Source organism: Massilia sp. 01N417 (assembly GCF_056399645.1).
The window spans coordinates 172,489-189,355 of the sequence record NZ_JBFTRS010000001.1 but is presented as its reverse complement, the minus strand read 5'-3'; the positions used below and the strand labels follow the sequence as shown (position 1 = coordinate 189,355).

The 16,867-nt window shown below is 65.8% G+C and carries 16 protein-coding genes; 5 read left to right on the top strand and 11 right to left on the bottom strand.

The features are described 5' to 3' along the window. Positions 1–72 precede the first annotated feature (72 nt). Genes AC1DOQ_RS00925 through argJ form a run of 3 tightly spaced genes read right to left on the bottom strand, consistent with a single transcriptional unit; the run spans position 73 to position 2,620 of the window. Positions 73–483, bottom strand: coding sequence for an NUDIX domain-containing protein (locus AC1DOQ_RS00925; protein WP_477359217.1), 411 nt, complete (start codon positions 481–483; stop codon positions 73–75). Further along, complete coding sequence (locus AC1DOQ_RS00920) at positions 476–1,369, bottom strand: ATP-binding protein (RefSeq protein ID WP_477359214.1); 894 nt, start codon at positions 1,367–1,369, stop codon at positions 476–478. The genes AC1DOQ_RS00925 and AC1DOQ_RS00920 overlap by 8 nt, the downstream gene beginning before the upstream one ends. A gap of 12 nt (positions 1,370–1,381) precedes the next feature. After that, a complete protein-coding gene (gene argJ, locus AC1DOQ_RS00915) occupies positions 1,382–2,620 on the bottom strand; it encodes a bifunctional glutamate N-acetyltransferase/amino-acid acetyltransferase ArgJ (protein ID WP_477359211.1) in 1,239 nt (412 codons plus the stop codon). Between the two features lie 160 nt (positions 2,621–2,780). On the opposite strand from argJ, the gene AC1DOQ_RS00910 reads away from it, so the two are divergent. Together AC1DOQ_RS00910 and AC1DOQ_RS00905 are read left to right on the top strand one after the other, a co-directional pair. Next, complete coding sequence (locus AC1DOQ_RS00910) at positions 2,781–4,406, top strand: DUF945 family protein (protein WP_477359207.1); 1,626 nt, start codon at positions 2,781–2,783, stop codon at positions 4,404–4,406. 31 nt (positions 4,407–4,437) lie between these two features. Further along, positions 4,438–5,511: an AI-2E family transporter gene (locus tag AC1DOQ_RS00905; protein WP_477359204.1), complete on the top strand. Its 1,074-nt coding sequence runs from the start codon at positions 4,438–4,440 to the stop codon at positions 5,509–5,511. On the opposite strand, the gene gstA is transcribed toward AC1DOQ_RS00905, so the two are convergent. Next, positions 5,450–6,127: a glutathione transferase GstA gene (gene gstA, locus AC1DOQ_RS00900; RefSeq protein WP_477359201.1), complete on the bottom strand. Its 678-nt coding sequence runs from the start codon at positions 6,125–6,127 to the stop codon at positions 5,450–5,452. The genes AC1DOQ_RS00905 and gstA overlap by 62 nt on opposite strands. 101 nt (positions 6,128–6,228) lie before the next feature. On the opposite strand from gstA, the gene AC1DOQ_RS00895 reads away from it, so the two are divergent. Next, on the top strand, positions 6,229–7,137 hold the full coding sequence (locus AC1DOQ_RS00895) for a LysR family transcriptional regulator (protein ID WP_477359198.1): 909 nt from the start codon (positions 6,229–6,231) through the stop codon (positions 7,135–7,137). Here the strand turns inward: AC1DOQ_RS00895 and AC1DOQ_RS00890 are convergent. Next, positions 7,065–7,424, bottom strand: a complete 360-nt coding sequence (locus AC1DOQ_RS00890; RefSeq protein WP_477359195.1) for a hypothetical protein — start codon at positions 7,422–7,424, stop codon at positions 7,065–7,067. The two genes, AC1DOQ_RS00895 and AC1DOQ_RS00890, sit on opposite strands and share 73 nt — an antisense overlap. A gap of 104 nt (positions 7,425–7,528) precedes the next feature. Here AC1DOQ_RS00890 and AC1DOQ_RS00885 point away from each other — a divergent pair, with 104 nt between their 5' ends. Beyond that, positions 7,529–8,530: a MerR family transcriptional regulator gene (locus AC1DOQ_RS00885; protein WP_477359192.1), complete on the top strand. Its 1,002-nt coding sequence runs from the start codon at positions 7,529–7,531 to the stop codon at positions 8,528–8,530. A 49-nt stretch (positions 8,531–8,579) separates the two neighbouring features. Here the strand turns inward: AC1DOQ_RS00885 and secA are convergent, their stop codons facing one another. Further along, on the bottom strand, positions 8,580–11,363 hold the full coding sequence (gene secA / locus AC1DOQ_RS00880; RefSeq protein ID WP_477359189.1) for a preprotein translocase subunit SecA: 2,784 nt from the start codon (positions 11,361–11,363) through the stop codon (positions 8,580–8,582). A gap of 234 nt (positions 11,364–11,597) precedes the next feature. On the opposite strand from secA, the gene AC1DOQ_RS00875 reads away from it, so the two are divergent. Then, the gene (locus AC1DOQ_RS00875; protein ID WP_477359186.1) at positions 11,598–12,098 is read left to right on the top strand and encodes a DciA family protein; all 501 of its coding nucleotides are present in this window, start codon (positions 11,598–11,600) and stop codon (positions 12,096–12,098) included. Between the two features lie 144 nt (positions 12,099–12,242). Here the strand turns inward: AC1DOQ_RS00875 and lpxC are convergent, their stop codons facing one another. From lpxC to ftsZ, 5 genes are all read right to left on the bottom strand, one after another. Beyond that, a complete protein-coding gene (lpxC, locus tag AC1DOQ_RS00870; protein WP_477359183.1) occupies positions 12,243–13,178 on the bottom strand; it encodes a UDP-3-O-acyl-N-acetylglucosamine deacetylase in 936 nt (311 codons plus the stop codon). A 71-nt stretch (positions 13,179–13,249) separates the two neighbouring features. After that, positions 13,250–14,092: a DMT family transporter gene (locus tag AC1DOQ_RS00865; RefSeq protein WP_477359820.1), complete on the bottom strand. Its 843-nt coding sequence runs from the start codon at positions 14,090–14,092 to the stop codon at positions 13,250–13,252. Positions 14,093–14,151: 59 nt separating this feature from the next. Further along, on the bottom strand, positions 14,152–14,625 hold the full coding sequence (locus AC1DOQ_RS00860) for a GNAT family N-acetyltransferase (RefSeq protein WP_477359180.1): 474 nt from the start codon (positions 14,623–14,625) through the stop codon (positions 14,152–14,154). A 49-nt stretch (positions 14,626–14,674) separates the two neighbouring features. Further along, positions 14,675–15,181 (bottom strand): redoxin family protein, encoded by a 507-nt coding sequence (locus AC1DOQ_RS00855; RefSeq protein ID WP_477359177.1) that lies wholly within the window; start codon positions 15,179–15,181, stop codon positions 14,675–14,677. Between the two features lie 341 nt (positions 15,182–15,522). After that, positions 15,523–16,728, bottom strand: coding sequence for a cell division protein FtsZ (gene ftsZ / locus AC1DOQ_RS00850; RefSeq protein ID WP_477359174.1), 1,206 nt, complete (start codon positions 16,726–16,728; stop codon positions 15,523–15,525). Positions 16,729–16,867 lie beyond the last annotated feature (139 nt).

Here is a 16,867-nt window from a genome sequence, read left to right as displayed (position 1 = left end):
GATGGTCGAGAAGATGACAGCGTGCTCCAGCTGAGCTGTGATGTCAAGCAGACAATAAATGGCCAGGCCGGCTCAAGCCGGATAGCGCACCTTGTCCAGCCACGCCAGCAAGGGAATGGTGGCCGGCAGCAGCGGACTGACGGAGTAGCCGCCCTGCCATGCGAAGGCCTGTCCTTCCAGGCTTTGCGGCTCGCCCGTCCACTCGCGGCTGATGTAGAAGTACAGCCGCACGTGGGCGTGCTCGTAGACGTGTTCGACGCAGCACCAGGGTTCGGCGCTGACAATGTGTACGCCCAGCTCTTCGACGAATTCGCGCTGGAGGGCGTGGAAGATGTCCTCGCCCTGCTCGACTTTCCCGCCCGGGAATTCCCAGTAGCCGGCGTAGGGTTTGCCTTCCGGGCGCTGGCCGAGCAGCACGTCGCCGTTCTCGCGCATCAGGATGCCGACGGCGACGTCGATCGGTTTCTTGCCTGCCTCAGCCATCGACCTGCCCCAGCTTGCCCGCGTAATCCTTGGCGAACTGCCAGGCCACCCGTCCCGAACGCGAGCCGCGTCCCAGCGCCCAGCGCAGGGCGTCGGCGCGCGCCGCCTCGATCTGCGCGGGCGCGCAGCCGAAGCTTTGCAGCCAGTGGCCGACGATGTCCAGGTAGTCGTCCTGCTTGAAGGGATAGAAGGACAGCCACAGCCCGAAGCGCTCGGACAGCGAGATCTTTTCCTCGACCGTCTCGCCGGGATGCAGGTCGCCGTCGTCGCCGTGGCTGTAGCCGGCGTTGTCCGACATTTTTTCCGGCATCAGGTGACGGCGGTTCGAGGTCGCGTAGATCAGCACATTGTCCGACTGCGCCGTGATGCTGCCGTCCAGCGCCACCTTCAGCGCCTTGTAGCCGGCTTCGCCCTCTTCGAAACTGAGGTCGTCGCAGAAGATCACGAAGCGCTCCGGACGGCCGGCCACGAGGTCGACGATGTCCGGCAGGTCGGCCAGGTCCGTCTTGTCGACTTCGATCAGGCGCAGGCCCTGGCCGGCAAAGCCGTTCAGGCAGGCCTTGATCAGCGACGATTTACCGGTGCCGCGTGCGCCGGTCAGCAGCACGTTGTTGGCCGGGCGCCGCGCGACGAACTGGCGGGTATTCTGTTCGATCTGCTCCTTCTGGCGGCCGACATGCTGCAGGTCGTCCAACCGGATGTTCGAGGCGTGCAGCACCGGCTGCAGGTACTTCTGGCCGTTGGGGCCGGCGCCGGGCCGCTTGCGCCAGCGGAAGGCGAAGCTGCGCCCCCACTCCGGCTCGCGCGGCACGGCCGGGGGCAGCATCGCCTCGAGCCTGGCCAGCAGGTTCTCGGCGCGATGCAGAAACTGGTCGAGCTGGTTCATGAAGAGCGAAATTCAGGAGCGATAGTCGGCGTTGATCGAGACGTAGTCGTGCGACAGGTCGCAGGTCCAGACCGTGGCATTGGCATCGCCGCGGCCCAGTTCGACGCGCACCAGGATCTCGGCCTTCTTCATCACGCGCTGGCCGTCTTCTTCCTTGTACTCGGGGTTGCGGCCGCCGGCCTTCGCCACCAGCACGTCGTCCAGGTAGAGATCGAGCTTGGTGGTGTCCAGGTCGTCGACGCCGGCATAGCCGATCGCGGCCAGGATGCGGCCCAGGTTCGGGTCCGAGGCGAAGAAGGCGGTCTTCACCAGCGGCGAGTGGGCGATGGAATAAGCGATCTTGCGGCACTCTTCCATGTCGCGGCCCTGCTCCACCGAAATGGTCATGAACTTGGTCGCGCCTTCGCCGTCGCGGATGATCTGCTGGGCCAGGTGGGTCGAGATGCCGGTGACGGCATCGCGCAGGGCGATATAGTCCGGGCTGTCGGTCGAATCGATGCGAAGCGAGCCGGTACCCGTCGCCATCAGGATGAAGGAGTCGTTGGTCGAGGTGTCGCCGTCGATGGTGATGCAGTTGAAGGAGCGGTCGGCGGCGTAGCGCACCAGTTCGTCCAGCACGGGCTGGGCGACCTTGGCGTCGAATGCCAGATAGCCCAGCATGGTCGCCATGTTCGGCTTGATCATGCCGGCGCCCTTGCTGATGCCGGTGAGCGTGACGGTGTGGCCGCCGATGGTCGTGGTGACCGAGGCCGCCTTCGGCTGGGTGTCGGTGGTCATGATGGCTTCGGCCGCGTTGAACCAGTTGTCCTGCTTCAGGTTCGAAACGGCAGCCGGCAGCGCGGCGACGATCTTCTGCACCGGCAGCTGTTCCAGGATCACGCCGGTCGAGAACGGCAGCACCTGCTGGGCGTCGATGCCGAGCAGGCGCGCCACTTCGTCGCAGGTCGCGCGGGCAGCAGCCAGGCCGGTCTCGCCGGTGCCGGCGTTGGCGTTGCCGGTGTTGACCACCAGCGCGCGGATCGGCTTGCCGCCATCGGCGACGGCCGCCAGGTTGGCCTTGCTCACCTGGACCGGCGCGGCGCAGAAGCGGTTCTTGGTGAACACGCCGGAGACGGTGGCGCCCTCGGCGAGCTTCATCAGCAGCACGTCCTTGCGGTTCGGCTTCTTGATGCCGGCTTCGGCAAAGCCGATGTCGATGCCATTGACGGGTTTCAGCTCACTGGCGACGGGCAGGGGAGAATTGACGGCCATGGTGTTCTCTACTCTCAAAGAAGGAAAGATTGACTAATCCGTTATTGTACCGCCAGCCGCCGCCGGGCAGCGCCGCGCCTTGATGAATGACTCTCCTGGTTAATGACTTTTTAAGACGAGTCGTTAATAATTGGAAACATAACAACGATCCGGCCCTCCCGTGAAAACTGTCCTCTCGTCTTCCCTGCTGGCGGCAGCGCTGCTGGCCGTCCCCGCGCTCGCCGCGGACCGTCCGCCCATCGCCAAGCCCGCTGCCAGGCCCGCCCCGGGACCGGTCGCGGACGCCCTGCAGTCCGCCCTGGGCGAGCTGCAGCTGGCCCAGGATCCGCGCCTGCCCCTCCCCGCCCAGCTGGACGGCATCGCGAGCGTGCGCTACACCCCGCAGACCGCCGCCAAGCTGCGCGCGGTGTTCGGCAACGAGCAGCCCTTCACGGTCGAACGGCAGCAGGCCAAGGCAGGCCGCCTGGCTTACCGGTTCGCCCTGCAGCCGCTGCACTACACGGGCCAGGACGATTCGCGCGTCGACTGGGACGCGGCCCTGCTCGACCTCGACATGGACAAGGCCGGCAAGACCGTCGGCTTCAAGGGCCATTGGAATACCCTGGCCGCCGAGGACGCCAACCTGCGCCTGAGCGCGGAAGGCATCACCGTGTCCGGACAGCAGTCCCGCAGCCGCGACAAGCTCTGGTTCGGCAACGGCCAGGTGCGCATCGCCAGCGTGCGCGGCATGGCCAAGCCCGGCGCTTCGGTCGTGACCATGGACGACGTGCGCGTGGGCTGGCGCAGCGTGGAGCACCCGAAGTCGATCGACATGCTGTTCCAGCAGCGGATCGGCGCCATTTCCGCAGCCGGCGAAAAGGTCGAGGACATACGCTTCGACATGCGCTTCGTAAACATCGACCGGGCCTCGATGGCGGCGCTGCAGGAGGCCGGCGAGCGCCGCCGCGAGCAGCTGAAGACGATGACGCCCGAGCAGCAGCTGGCGGCCATGAAGCCGCTGTTCCTCGACTTCGGCAAGGCCGCCATCGCACGCGGCTCGGCCCTCGAGATCGACGAGATCAGCGCCCGCTTCCACGGCAACAAGGCCAGCATCCGCGGCCGCGTCGGCCTGCTCGGCGCGGTCGAGGCCGACCTGCAGGACATGAACACGCTGCTGAAGAAGATCGTGGCGCGCTTCGAGGTGCGGGTGCCGGTCGCGATGGTGCGCGACATCGCCGGCATCGTCGCCGCGCGCCAGGCGGCGCAGCAGGGCACGCCGCCCAACGCGGCCAGCGCCGCCCAGTTCGGCCAGACCATGACCGACGTCATCGTCGGCAAGCTGGTCGGCGGCGGTTTTGCGCGCGTCGAGAACGATGTGCTGGTCTCGACCCTCGAGGTCAGGAACGGCAAGCTCACCGCCAACGGCAAGGAAATCGGCCTGCCGAAGCTGACGCCGGCCGGCACGGCCCCGGTTTCCACGCAGCGCTCTGATCTGCCGCCGACCGCGCTGCGGGGACGCCGCATCGCGGACAGCTGCACGCTGCCCGATTTTCCGGACGAAGTCCTCAGCCAGGACAAGCCGCTCAACGCGGATTTCGCCTGGCGCGTCGACGAGCAGGGCAGGATGGAAAACGTCCGCGTGACCACGCCCAGCGGCTATCCCGGCTGGGACCAGTCGATGATCGAGGCCCTGGGCCAGTGTCGCTACATCCCTGCCCTGCAGGACGGCAAGCCGATCGGAATGCGGATCGACTGGAGCGTGGTGCGCACCGCGGGCGGACCGCGCTCCCCCGCCCCGTGGCCTTGAGTAAGATCTCCTACATCACACGGAGACTTCCATGACCGAAACCCAACGCAGCACATTGAGTTCCTGTTTTTCGCTGGCGATCATCCTGTGCGCCCTGTTCGTGACCCAGCGCTTCGTGCTGCCGCTGCTGTGGGCCGCGATCCTGTGCATCGCCACCTGGCCACTGTACCGGCGCGCGCTGCGCCTCACCGGCAATCGCGAGATCCTGTCCGCGGCCCTGGTCACGCTGATCGCCGCCCTGGTCTTCATCACGCCGCTGGCGCTGGGCGTGACCCAGGCCGCGCACCAGGCGCCGGCGCTGGCCCAGCTGGTGGCCAGGACCAATACCGAAGGCCTGGCGGCGCCCGAATGGCTGCTGCGGATCCCGATGGCCGGCGACGCCATCTACAACTGGTGGCAGGCCACCCTGGGCCAGCCACACGGCCTGGCGCACCTGCTGGAGGACGGCTCGGTCGGCCGCATGCAGTCGGCCAGCGAAGTGCTCAAGCGGGTCGGCAGCGGCGTCCTGCACCGCCTGATCGACGTCGCCTTCGCCTTCCTCTGCCTGTTCTTCTTCTACAAGGACGGCCATGCGCTGCAGAGCCAGACCCATGCCATCGGCGCCCACCTGATCGGCGCCCAGCGCTGGGCCCTGTATTCGCTAAAGGTGCCGACCGCGGTGCGCGCCACCGTCAACGGCCTGGTGCTGGTCGGCCTGGCCGAGGGCGTCCTGCTGGGCATCGGTTACCAGTTCGCCGGCGTGCCGTCGGCGGTGCTGTGGGCGGCCGCCACCTGCGTGCTGGCCATCATCCCCTTCGGTGCGCCGCTGGCCTTCGGCGCCGTCGCCGCCCTGCTGCTCTACCAGGGCAACGCGAGCGCCGCCGCCGCCATCGTCGCCCTCGGCGTGGTGGTGCTGTTCGTGGCCGACCACTTCGTGCGCCCGACCATCATCGGCAATGCCACCAAGCTGCCCTTCCTCGCGGTCCTGCTGGGCATCCTCGGCGGAGTCGAGACCCTCGGCCTGATCGGCCTGTTCGTCGGCCCGGTGGTGATGACCCTGTTCGTCACGCTATGGCATGAAGAGAAGCGCTTCCGGCATGCGGGGACGCGGGATGCGGCGCGCTAGGCGCGGCGGCATGCAGCCCCTCCGCCGCCAGCGCCCGTCCGACCGCCACGCGCCCGGCGGCCCGCGCCATGAATTCCGCCGTCCGCGGAAAAGCCTCCAGCGCGATGCCGATCCGCGGACCCAGGCGCAGCACCGAGAACAGGTAGGCGTCGGCCACGCCGAAGTCCTTGCCCATCAGCCAGGAGCGGCCGTCCGCGAGCATGGCTTCGATGTGGAGCAGCGCGCGCCGGTCGCAGCGCACCGCGGCCTTGTAGTCCTCGGGCGTATGGGGATGGAACAGCGGCGCGAAGGCCTTGTGCAGCTCCGTCGCGATGAAGTTCAGGATGCTCATCAGCCGGTAGCGTTCGAGGCTGCCTGCGGGCGGCGCCAGGCGCGCCGAGGGGGCCAGGTCGGCGATGTATTGCAGCACCGCGGCGCATTCGGTCAGCAGGACGCCGTCGTCCAGCAGGAGCGACGGCACCTGGCCCATCGGGTTGATCGCCAGGTAGTTCGAGCCGTCGGCGGCGACGGTCTTGCGCATCAGGTCCACGCGCACGCATTTGCAGGACAGGCCGGCCTCGCGCATGGCGATGTGGGCGGCAAGCGAGCATGCGCCCGGGCTGTAGTACAGGTTCATGTTCATTCTCCTCGTCGATGCGAGGCATTCTTCCAGCTTCGGGCGCCATGAAAAAGACAGCCGCGGGCACGACATTCATGAACGGAATTCACGGATTACCGATGTCCGAAGCCGACGCGCGGATTTTCGTGGCGGTCGCCCAGGCCGGCAGCTTCGTGGCGGCGGCAACGCTGTATGGCATGACGCCGTCGAGCGTCAGCAAGGCGATCGGCAGGCTCGAAGCCGGACTCGGCGTGCGCCTCCTGCATCGCACCACCCGCAAGCTGCAGCTCACCGACGAGGGCGCGGCCTTCGCGCTGCTGGCCGAGGCGGCCGAAGAGGCGGCGGCCGGCTCGCGTTCGGTCGCCGGGGTCCTGCGGGTCGGCATGCCGCCCCTGTTCGGCACCCACCTGGTCGGTCCCCGGCTGCCGGCCCTGCTGCTGCGCCACCCGGACCTGAAGGTCGAGATGAAAACCCTGCTGCGGCCCGCCGATTTCCTCGATGCGAACCTGGACTGCGCGATCGCGGTCGGCGAGCTGCCCGATTCCAGCCTGGCGGCGCGGCCGCTCGGCTACGGACGCTTCGTCACCGTGGCCTCGCCCGCCTATCTGCATGCCGCGGGGAGGCCCGCCGGTATCGAGGACCTGCGCAGCCATCGCCGGATCGGCTTCACGCGCGCGGATGGCCGCGAAGCGCCATGGATGTTCGCGGATGGCGGCGGCGGGGTCCGGGAATGGGAAGTCCAGGGACAGCTGCGCACCGACGAGATGCATCACCTGGCCGCCTGCGCCGCCGGGGGACTCGGCATCGCGCAGATACCGCTGTTCGCGATTGCCGGCGAACTGGCCGACGGCCGGCTGGTGCGCCTGCTCGAGTCCTTCGAGGCGCCCGGCAAGCTGGCTTCGGTGGTCTACCCTGCCGCCCGCGCACTGCCGCGCCGGGTGCGCGTCTTCATCGATTACATGCTCGAGCTGGGCAGCTCGTCCGCGGACTTGCCGGGCATCGTCCCCGCGAGCCGCAGCATGAGCTGAGCCGTTTCGCCGTCGATCGCTCGTTTCAGGGCATCGCGGCCGAAAGGCGCCGCCAGGAAGACGCTGTTGTTGTTGTCCGACGAGACGCACAGCTGGAGCTTGAACGGCGCTCCCGCGTGATCGAACAGGACCTTCGCGGTCCGCGTCGTCCGGGCGGGATGCCAGACGGGCTCGCCGAAGAAATAGGTGCGCCAGCTGCCGCTGTGCGCGGGCTCGGCCACGAGCGCGCATTCGCGGGTGAGAAAGTCGTGCAGCTCATCGACGGTGACGAGGGGGCGATGTGTCATGGGATTCTTGGCAACTTGGTGACAGTTCCATATCATCGCATGCTTGACCCTCACGCCACGTCAGGCTCCAGGATGGGGTCACGCTGAAGAAAGGAGAGGTTCGCATGCTGAAAGTGGGAGAACTCGCCGCGCTTGCCGGGCTGACGGTACGCACGCTGCACCATTACGACAGCATCGGGCTGCTCCAGCCTTCCGCGCGTTCCGATGCCGGCTACCGGCTCTATGACCGCGACGACGTGGCACGCCTGCACCAGATCCAGGCCCTGCGTTCCTTCGGCATGAGCCTGGCCGACATCGGCCTTTACCTGGACAGTCCGGCGGGTTCGCCGCTGGCGGTGATCGACCGGCAGCTGGCCACGCTCGACCGGCAGATGCTGGAAGCGGCGCGCATGCGCGAGCAGTTGCAGCGCCTGCGCACCGAACTCGCAAGCGGCGGCCAGCCGGACCTGTCCACCTGGCTGGACTCACTGGAGCAGATGAGCATGTACGAAAAATACTTTACGCAGGACGAACTGGCCCGCCTTCCGATGTACCACGACGAGGCCGTCAAGGCGCAATTCAAGCGCTTGACCGAAGAAGCGGAGGAGCTGATCCGCACGCAGGTGGCGCCGGATTCCGACACCGCCAGGGACTTCGGGCGGCGCTGGCTGGACGCCTTCGGGCGCGGCACCGGCGGCGACGCCGAACTGGCGGCGCGCGTCAACCTGATGGCCGAGCGCGAAAAAGGCTCGGTCAACATGCCGGAGCACCTCATGCGCTACGTGATGGCGGTGATCGGCGAGCTGAAATACGCGATCTGGTCGCGCTACCTGGCCGCGGACGTGATCGCGCGCATGCGCGAGCACTGGGCCCGCCGCGGCCACGAATGGGCGCCCCTGATCGGCCAGGTGCGCGAACAGATGCGCCGCGACCCGGACGCCGTGCAGCCGACCTCACGGGCGCTGGGGCGCCAGTGGATGGAACTGTTCCACGACATGGTCGGTACCGATCCGGAGGCGGTGGCGGGGTTCCGCCGTGCGACCGAGGTGGAACCGATGCTGCGCAAGGGCTCGGGGATCAGTGACGAGGCGGTGGCCTGGTTGCGCAAGGGCTTGACGGCCGGATGATAAAAAAGGCGCCCTGCTGGGCGCCTTTCGTTTTTCCGCAATCCTTCGATTACGCCAGCTTGCCGTGGCAAGCCTTGAACTTCTTGCCGCTGCCGCAAGGGCAAGGATCGTTGCGGCCGACCTTCATGCCCATGTAGGTGGTGGCCGGATCGTCGCTCACCGCGGTGGTGCCGGCGGTGGCCGCCTGCGGCGCCATCAGTTCTTCCGGCGCGGCGGTCGGGTCGAAGTCGGCGTGCTGGTAGTTCACGTTCTCCAGGTGCGCCGCGGCCGCCTGCATCGCCGCCTCGGCCGCCTCGACTTCCTCGCGGGTCTGGATGCGGACCGTCATGACGGTGCGGATCACTTCGTTCTTGATCTGGTCCAGCATGGCGCCGAACAGCTCGAAGGCTTCGCGCTTGTATTCCTGCTTCGGGTTCTTCTGGGCGTAGCCGCGCAGGTGGATACCCTGGCGCAGGTGGTCCAGCGCCGCCAGGTGCTCGCGCCAGTGGGTGTCGATATTCTGCAGCATGACGTTGCGCTCGAAGCCGCCGAAGGCTTCCTTGCCGACGATCTCCACCTTGCTGTTGTACGACTCGTCGGCGGCGGCCAACACGCGCTCGAGGATGTCGTCGTCGTTCAGGTTCGGCTCGTCTTCCAGCATCTGCGCCAGCGGCACCTGCAGCGCCCACTCGTCGTTCAGCACGCGGGTCAGCGACGGGATGTCCCACTGCTCCTCGACCGACTCGGCCGGCACGTAGGTGCGCACCACGTCGGTGAACACGCCCACGCGCAGGCTGGTGATCAGTTCCGACATGTCGGCCGACTCCAGCAGTTCGTTACGCTGGGTGTAGATCACCTTGCGCTGGTCGTTGGCGACGTCGTCGTATTCGAGCAGCTGCTTGCGGATGTCGAAGTTGCGGGCCTCGACCTTGCGCTGGGCCGACTCGATCGAGCGGGTCACGATGCCGGCCTCGATCGGTTCGCCTTCCGGCATCTTGAGGCGGTCCATGATCGCGCGCACGCGGTCGCCGGCGAAGATGCGCAGGAGCGGATCGTCCAGCGACAGGTAGAAGCGCGAGGAGCCCGGGTCGCCCTGGCGGCCCGAACGGCCGCGCAGCTGGTTGTCGACGCGGCGGGATTCGTGGCGCTCGGTACCGATGATGTGCAGGCCGCCCTGCGCCACCACGTGGTCGTGCAGCGACTGCCATTCGTCGCGTAGCTTCTGCGACTGTTCGGCTTTCTGTTCCGGCGATAGCGACTCGTCGGCCTCGATGAACTGGATCTGCTTCTCGACGTTACCGCCGAGGACGATGTCGGTACCGCGGCCCGCCATGTTGGTGGCGATGGTGATCATCTGCGGACGGCCGGCCTGGGCGACGATTTCCGCTTCGCGGGCGTGCTGTTTCGCGTTCAGCACGTTGTGCGGCAGCTTGGCCTGGGTCAGGATCCCGGACAGCAGTTCCGAGTTCTCGATCGAGGTGGTGCCGACCAGCACCGGCTGGCCGCGCTCGTAGCAGTCGCGGATGTCGACGACCATCGCGTTGTACTTTTCCTCGGCCGATTTATACACCTGATCCTGGCGGTCCTTGCGCTGGGACGGCTTGTTCGGCGGGACGACCACGGTCTCGAGGCCGTAGATTTCCTGGAATTCGTAGGCTTCCGTGTCGGCGGTACCGGTCATGCCGGACAGCTTGGTGTACATGCGGAAGTAGTTCTGGAAGGTGATCGAGGCCAGGGTCTGGTTCTCGTTCTGGATGCGCACGCCTTCCTTGGCTTCGACGGCCTGGTGCAGGCCGTCGGACCAGCGGCGGCCCGTCATCAGGCGGCCGGTGAATTCGTCGACGATCACCACTTCGTTGTTCTGCACCACGTAGTGCTGGTCCTTGTGGTACAGGACGTGCGCGCGCAGGGCGGCGTACAGGTGGTGGATCAGGGTGATGTTGGCGGCGTCGTACAGCGAGGCGCCTTCCGGCAGCAGGCCCATCTTGGTCAGGATGGCTTCGGCCTTCTCGTGGCCGGCCTCGGTCAGCAGCACGGTGTGCGCCTTCTCGTCCTTGGTGTAGTCGCCCGGGACTTCGACCTTGCCCTTGCCGTCCGGGGTCTCCTCGCCGATCTGCAGGGTCAGCATCGGCGGGACTTCATTGATCTTGTGGTACAGGTCGGTGTGGTTCTCGGCCTGGCCGGAAATGATCAGCGGGGTGCGGGCCTCGTCGATCAGGATCGAGTCCACCTCGTCGACCACGGCGAAGTTCAGGCCGCGCTGCACGCGTTCGCGCGCATCGTAGACCATGTTGTCGCGCAGGTAGTCGAAGCCGTATTCGTTGTTGGTGCCGTAGGTGATGTCGGAACCGTAGGCCTTCTGCTTGCTGTCGTGGTCCATCTGCGACAGGTTGATGCCGGTGGTCAGGCCGAGCCAGCCGTACAGGCGGCCCATCTGCTCGGCATCGCGCTGCGCCAGGTAATCGTTGACGGTCACCACGTGCACGCCCTTGCCAGACAGCGCATTCAGGTAGACCGGCAGGGTTGCCATCAGGGTTTTACCTTCGCCGGTGCCCATCTCGGCGATCTTGCCATAGTGCAGGACCATGCCGCCGATCAACTGCACGTCGAAGTGGCGCATCTTCATTACACGCTTGGCGGCTTCGCGGCAGACGGCAAACGCTTCCGGCAGGATGTCGTCGAGCGAAGCGCCGCCGGCGATCCGCTCCTTGAATTCGGGGGTCTTGGCCTGGAGTTCGGCATCCGACAGCTTTTCCATCTGCGGCTCGAGCGCGTTGATATCGCGCACGGTTTTTTGGTATTGCTTGAGCAGTCGCTGGTTACGGCTGCCGAAAATCTTGGTCAGGAATGACATGCTGTGTTCTTAAAAAGTAGCCGCGAAAAAGCCATGGATGATATCAAAATAATATCCGCCGACGACCGCCTATGGCAAAAAGCCACCGATTTTATCATGCGATCCGGCCACACTTGGGGGTGAACGGACGCATCACAAGTGCAGGCGGACAAAGAATGTTATCAAATTGCACTTGAAAGCACATTTACCGTACGTTTCTTTATGAGCACGGCCTGGCTGTGGTATGTTCCGGCCATGCAGTCACCCAAGCCTCCCTATCATATCTACGGCACCAAGGTTCGCCGCACGTCGATCGAGGCGACCGACTTCCTGCGCCGTAACGACCGGCTCGCCGCCCTGCTGCCGACCGCCACCCGCATGGCCAGCCTGCAAAAAGAGGTGCGCCTGATCCTGCCGCCGATGTATGCCAATTGCGAAGCGCTGGCGGTCCAGGAAGGCGTGCTGACCCTGGCCGTGCCCTCCTCGGCCGTGGCCGCCAAGCTCAAGCAGCAAGCGCCCAAGCTGCAGGCGGCGCTGCAGAAGAAAGGCTGGCAGGTGGACTCGGTGCGAATCAAGATCCAGGTGGGCCGGGCGCTGCCGGCTGAACCGGAGGGTTTGAAGCCGTCCTCGCTGGAACTGCCGCCGACGGCGGTGCAGGCCTTCGAGGAACTGGGGGATGCCTTGCCGGAGTCGCCGCAGAATGCGCAGTTGATTGCGGCGATCAGGCGGCTGGCGGAGAAGAGGAAGAACAAGTAATTCCACCGTCACTCCCGCGAAGGCGGGAATCCAAGTTTGCCAGTGTATTGGTAGCTTGTGACGATGGTGAAACGCTCCGAACTTGGGTCCCCGCCTGCGCGGGGACGACGTTGTTCAGGGCGCGGGATGACCTTGTTCAGGGCCTCAGGTTAAAGCCCACTCCCGCTCCATCTGCGCCCCATACGACACCGGCGCCCGTTCCTGCTGGTCGAAGGTGACGATCTCGTAGGCTTCCGGATGCGCCAGCAGTTCGCGCAGCAGCAGGTTGTTCAGGCCGTGGCCCGATTTGTGCGCTTCGTAGCTGGCCAGCAGCGGGTGGCCGACCAGGTAGAGGTCGCCGATCGCGTCGAGGATCTTGTGGCGCACGAACTCGTCTTCGTAGCGCAGGCCGTCGGCGTTCAGGATCCGGTACTCGTCCATCACGATCGCGTTTTCCAGCGAGCCGCCGCGGGCCAGGCCCATGCCGCGCAGGCTTTCGACGTCCTGCATGAAGCCGAAGGTGCGGGCGCGCGCCACGTCGTGCACGTAGGAGACCTTGCCGAAGTCGACCTCGGCGCGCTGCATGGTGCCGTCGACTGCCGGGTGGTTGAATTCGATGAAGAAGTCGAGCCGGAAGCCGTCGTAGGGCGTCAGGCGGGCCCACTTCTCGTTGCTGCCGCTGCCCTGGCGCACTTCGACCGGCTCCAGCACGCGGATGAATTTCTTGGCCGAGGCCTGCTCCTGCACGCCGGCCTGCTGCAGCAGGAAGACGAAGGACGAAGCCGAGCCGTCCATGATCGGGATCTCTTCGGCGGTGACGTCGACGTACAGGTTGTCGATGCCGAGGCCGGCGCAGGCCGACATCAGGTGCTCGACGGTCGAGACGCGCGCATTGTCCTTGCTGAGGACCGAGGCCATGCGGGTGTCGCCGACGATTTCCGCATTCGACGGGAACTCGACCACGGGGTCGAGATCCACGCGGCGGAACACGATGCCGGTGTCGACGGCGGCCGGGCGCAGGGTCAGCTCGACCTTGGTGCCCGAGTGCAGGCCGACGCCTGTCGTGCGCACCAGCTGTTTGACTGTTCTTTGTTTGAGCATCGTTCGATTATATAGGAGGCCCTGTATCTCCGCCGGAGCCTCCCTCGGCCGGTGGCGGGAACACCACGTTTTCAGGGATGTTCCCCCTCCGCGTGGGTGGATTCGTGGCGAATCAGGTACAGGCCGCTGCCGATGATGATTGCCGCACCGATCAGGGTGTATTGATCGGGCAAGGTTTGCCATAAAACCCAGTCGATCCCGATGCCGCAGGCCAGGGCCGCGTATTCGAAGGGCGCGACCACCGAGGCTTCGCCATGGCTGAAGGCTTCGGTAATCGCCAGCTGGGCCAGGAAGCCGCTGAGCGCCAGGCCGCCCAGCAGCGGCAGGTGGCGCACATCGACCGGCGTCCAGGAAGGCGCGGCCAGCGCGGTGGCGCCGAGGGCCATCAGCAGCATCAGCCAGAACACCATCTGCTCGCTGCTGTCGCTGCGCGCCAGCACCCGGCCGGTCACCGCCGACACCGCGTAGAACACGGCCGCCAGCAGGATCGCCAATCCGCCCAGCGTGAGGAAACCTTCGCCGCTGGGGCGCAGGACCACCAGCACGCCGGCCATGCCGACCGCGATCGCCAGCCAGCGCGCAGCGTTCACGCGCTCCTTCAGCACGAACACGGACAGCGCCGTGATCAGGATCGGGCCGATGAAGAAGATCGTATAGGCCTCCGCCAGCGACAGTCCCCTCACCCCGTAGGCGAACAGGGCCAGCATGAAGATGCCGATCAGCGCGCGCAGCAGGTGCAGCGGCCAGCGGACCTGCAGCAGGGTGCGGAAGCGGCCGCGCCATGCCACCCAGGCGCACACCAAGGGCAGCGACGACAGGGAGCGCAGGGACGCCACCTGCATCGCCGGGAATTCGGCGGACAGCAGCTTCATGATCGTGTCCATGACCGAGAACATCAGCACCGCCGCCAGCATCGCGCGGATGCTGCGCAGGTTGCCGCTCCATCTGCTGCCTTGCGCCGCGGTGCTCGGGTTCACAGATGCTTCTCCATGAAGACCGACAGCGGGTCGGGCTGGTAGTCGCCGAAGGGGCCGCAGCGCACGAAGCCGAAGCGTTCGTACAGGGCGATGGCGTCCGGCTGGTGGATGCCGGTCTCCAGCTTCAGCACGCGCAGGCCGGACATGGCGGCGAACATCGCGATGTGCTCCATCAGCTTGCGGCCGGTGCCGAGGCCGCGCTTCGCTTCGTCGACGAACATGCGCTTGATCTCGCCGTAGCCTTCGTTTTCGCCTTCTCTTTCGGCATCGCGCCGGACCAGGGCCGCGCAGCCGCTAGCCGCGCCGTCGACGCCGCGCGCGACCAGGAACAGGACGTCGCCGCGCATCAGCGAGGCGATGTCCATCAGGTGGTTGCTCTCGGACGGGTAGAGGGAGGCGCAGTAGGCGTCGAGGCGCGCCAGCATGTCGCGCACTTCGGGCTGGTCGGGGGATTCGGTATTGATGATCATGGTGATAAAAAACGGCGCCGCAGCGCCGTTCGTCAGCGTAGCGGGATGATTAGCCGATCTGTTCCAGCAGCTTCTCGGCCGACGAGACTGCGAAGCCGCCACCGTTCTCGAGGTTCAGCTGCTTGACCACGCCGTCCTCGACCAGCATCGAGTAGCGCTGGCTGCGCACGCCCAGGCCCTTGGCCGTCAGGTCGAACTCCAGGCCCAGCGCCTTGGTGAAGGTGCCGCTGCCGTCGGCCATCATGCGGACGATGCCGGTGGCTTTCTGGTCGCGGCCCCAGGCGCCCATCACGAAGGCGTCGTTGACCGACACGCACCAGATCTCGTCCACGCCCTTGGCTTTCAGCTGCTCGGACAGCTGGATGTAGCCCGGCAGGTGCTGGGCCGAGCAGGTCGGGGTATAGGCGCCCGGCAGGCCGAAGATGGCGATGGTCTTGCCCTTCACGAGGTCCGCGACGTTGAAGGTATTCGGGCCGAGCGAGCAGCCTTCGGTTTCGATTTCGATGAATTCCGACAGGGTCGCTTCCGGCAGGCGGTCGCCGATCTGGATGGTCATATCAGGTACTCCATGTTGTGATTATCAGAACCCGCAAGTATGCCTGATCTGGCGAAATTCGGGGTCAGAGCACTTTTTTCCAACCATTCGGGGTCAGAGCACTTTTCTGAACAATGTCCTGCAGGTCAGTTTTATCGCGCGTCCTTAACAGGCTTCGTCTGATGGCGGAACGATCGGTCACCGGAAACCGGCCGCGTTATGGGCGGCAAAGCAATTGCCTATAAAAGTGCTCTGACCCCGAATTTATTGGGAAATGTGCTCTGACCCCGAATTTTGGGCAAAACAAAAGGCCAGTACCGCTTGGTCGGTACTGGCCCTTGCATCATGGAGTTTTGGCTTGCTTAGTCGGCTTGCTTGCGCAGGAAGGCCGGGATGTCGTAGGTTTCGACACCGTTGTTCTGCATCGCGCGGACCTGCTCGGAGGCCTGCTCGCGGCGCCACACGGCCGGCTGCTTCATGCCTTCCATGTGGCCGGCGCCGGCGATCGAGCCCATGCCCATGCCGCCCGTGGCCATGGTCGGTGCGCCGGACATGACCGGGGCGCCGTAGGTGCCGGTACGCAGGACCTGCTGCGGCTGCACCAGCGAGATGCTGGCCTTGTTCTTGCCCAGGCCGGTCGCGACCACGGTCACGCGCAGTTCGTCGCCCATCGCGTCGTCGTAGGCGATACCCTGGGCGATGGCGGCATCCGGAGCGGCGAAGGCGCGCACCGCGGCCATCACTTCCTTGATTTCCTTACCCTTCAGGTTGCGCGATGCGGTGACGTTTACCAGCACGCCCTTGGCGCCCGACAGGTCGATACCGTCCAGCAGCGGCGAAGCCACGGCCTGTTCGGCGGCGATGCGCGCACGGTCCACGCCCGAAGCGGTCGCGGTGCCCATCATGGCCTTGCCCTGCTCGCTCATGATGGTCTTGACGTCGTTGAAGTCGACGTTGATGTGGCCCGGCACGTTGATGATCTCGGCGATACCGGCGACGGCGTTGTTCAGCACGTCGTCGGCATGCTTCATCCAGTCCAGCATGCAGTCGTCTTCGTAGATGTCTTCCAGCTTCTCGTTCAGGATCACGATCAGCGAGTCGACGTGCTTGGTCAGTTCTTCCAGGCCGGCTTCGGCCACGTCCATGCACTTCTGGCCTTCGTAGGAGAAGGGCTTGGAGACCACGGCGACGGTCAGGGCGCCCAGGTTCTTGGCCACTTCAGCGACGATCGGGGCGGCGCCGGTGCCGGTGCCGCCGCCCATGCCGGCAGCGATGAAGACCATGTGCGCGCCGCGCAGTGCGTCTTCGATGCGCGCGCGCGACTGCTCGGCCAGCTGGCGGCCGACTTCCGGACGCATGCCTGCGCCCAGGCCGGAATCGCCGATCTGGATGATGTTGTGCGCGCCCGAAGCGGCCAGCGCCTGCGCGTCGGTGTTTGCGGCGATGAACTCCACACCGGAAACACCCTTGTTGATCATGTGCTGCACCGCATTACCACCCGCGCCGCCAACACCGACAACCTTGATGACGGTGCCCAGTGATGCGTTATCGACCATATCAAACTCCATGATGAACTCCTAATCTCTCAAAGGTGCTGTTTCCAAGCTCGAGCCCTCACAGAAAGGCTGTCAAAACTCGAGATTGGAAACGCGCGTCTATTTTAAAAATAATTTACGAACGTTACCAAGTAAAACCGTTACCAACTGT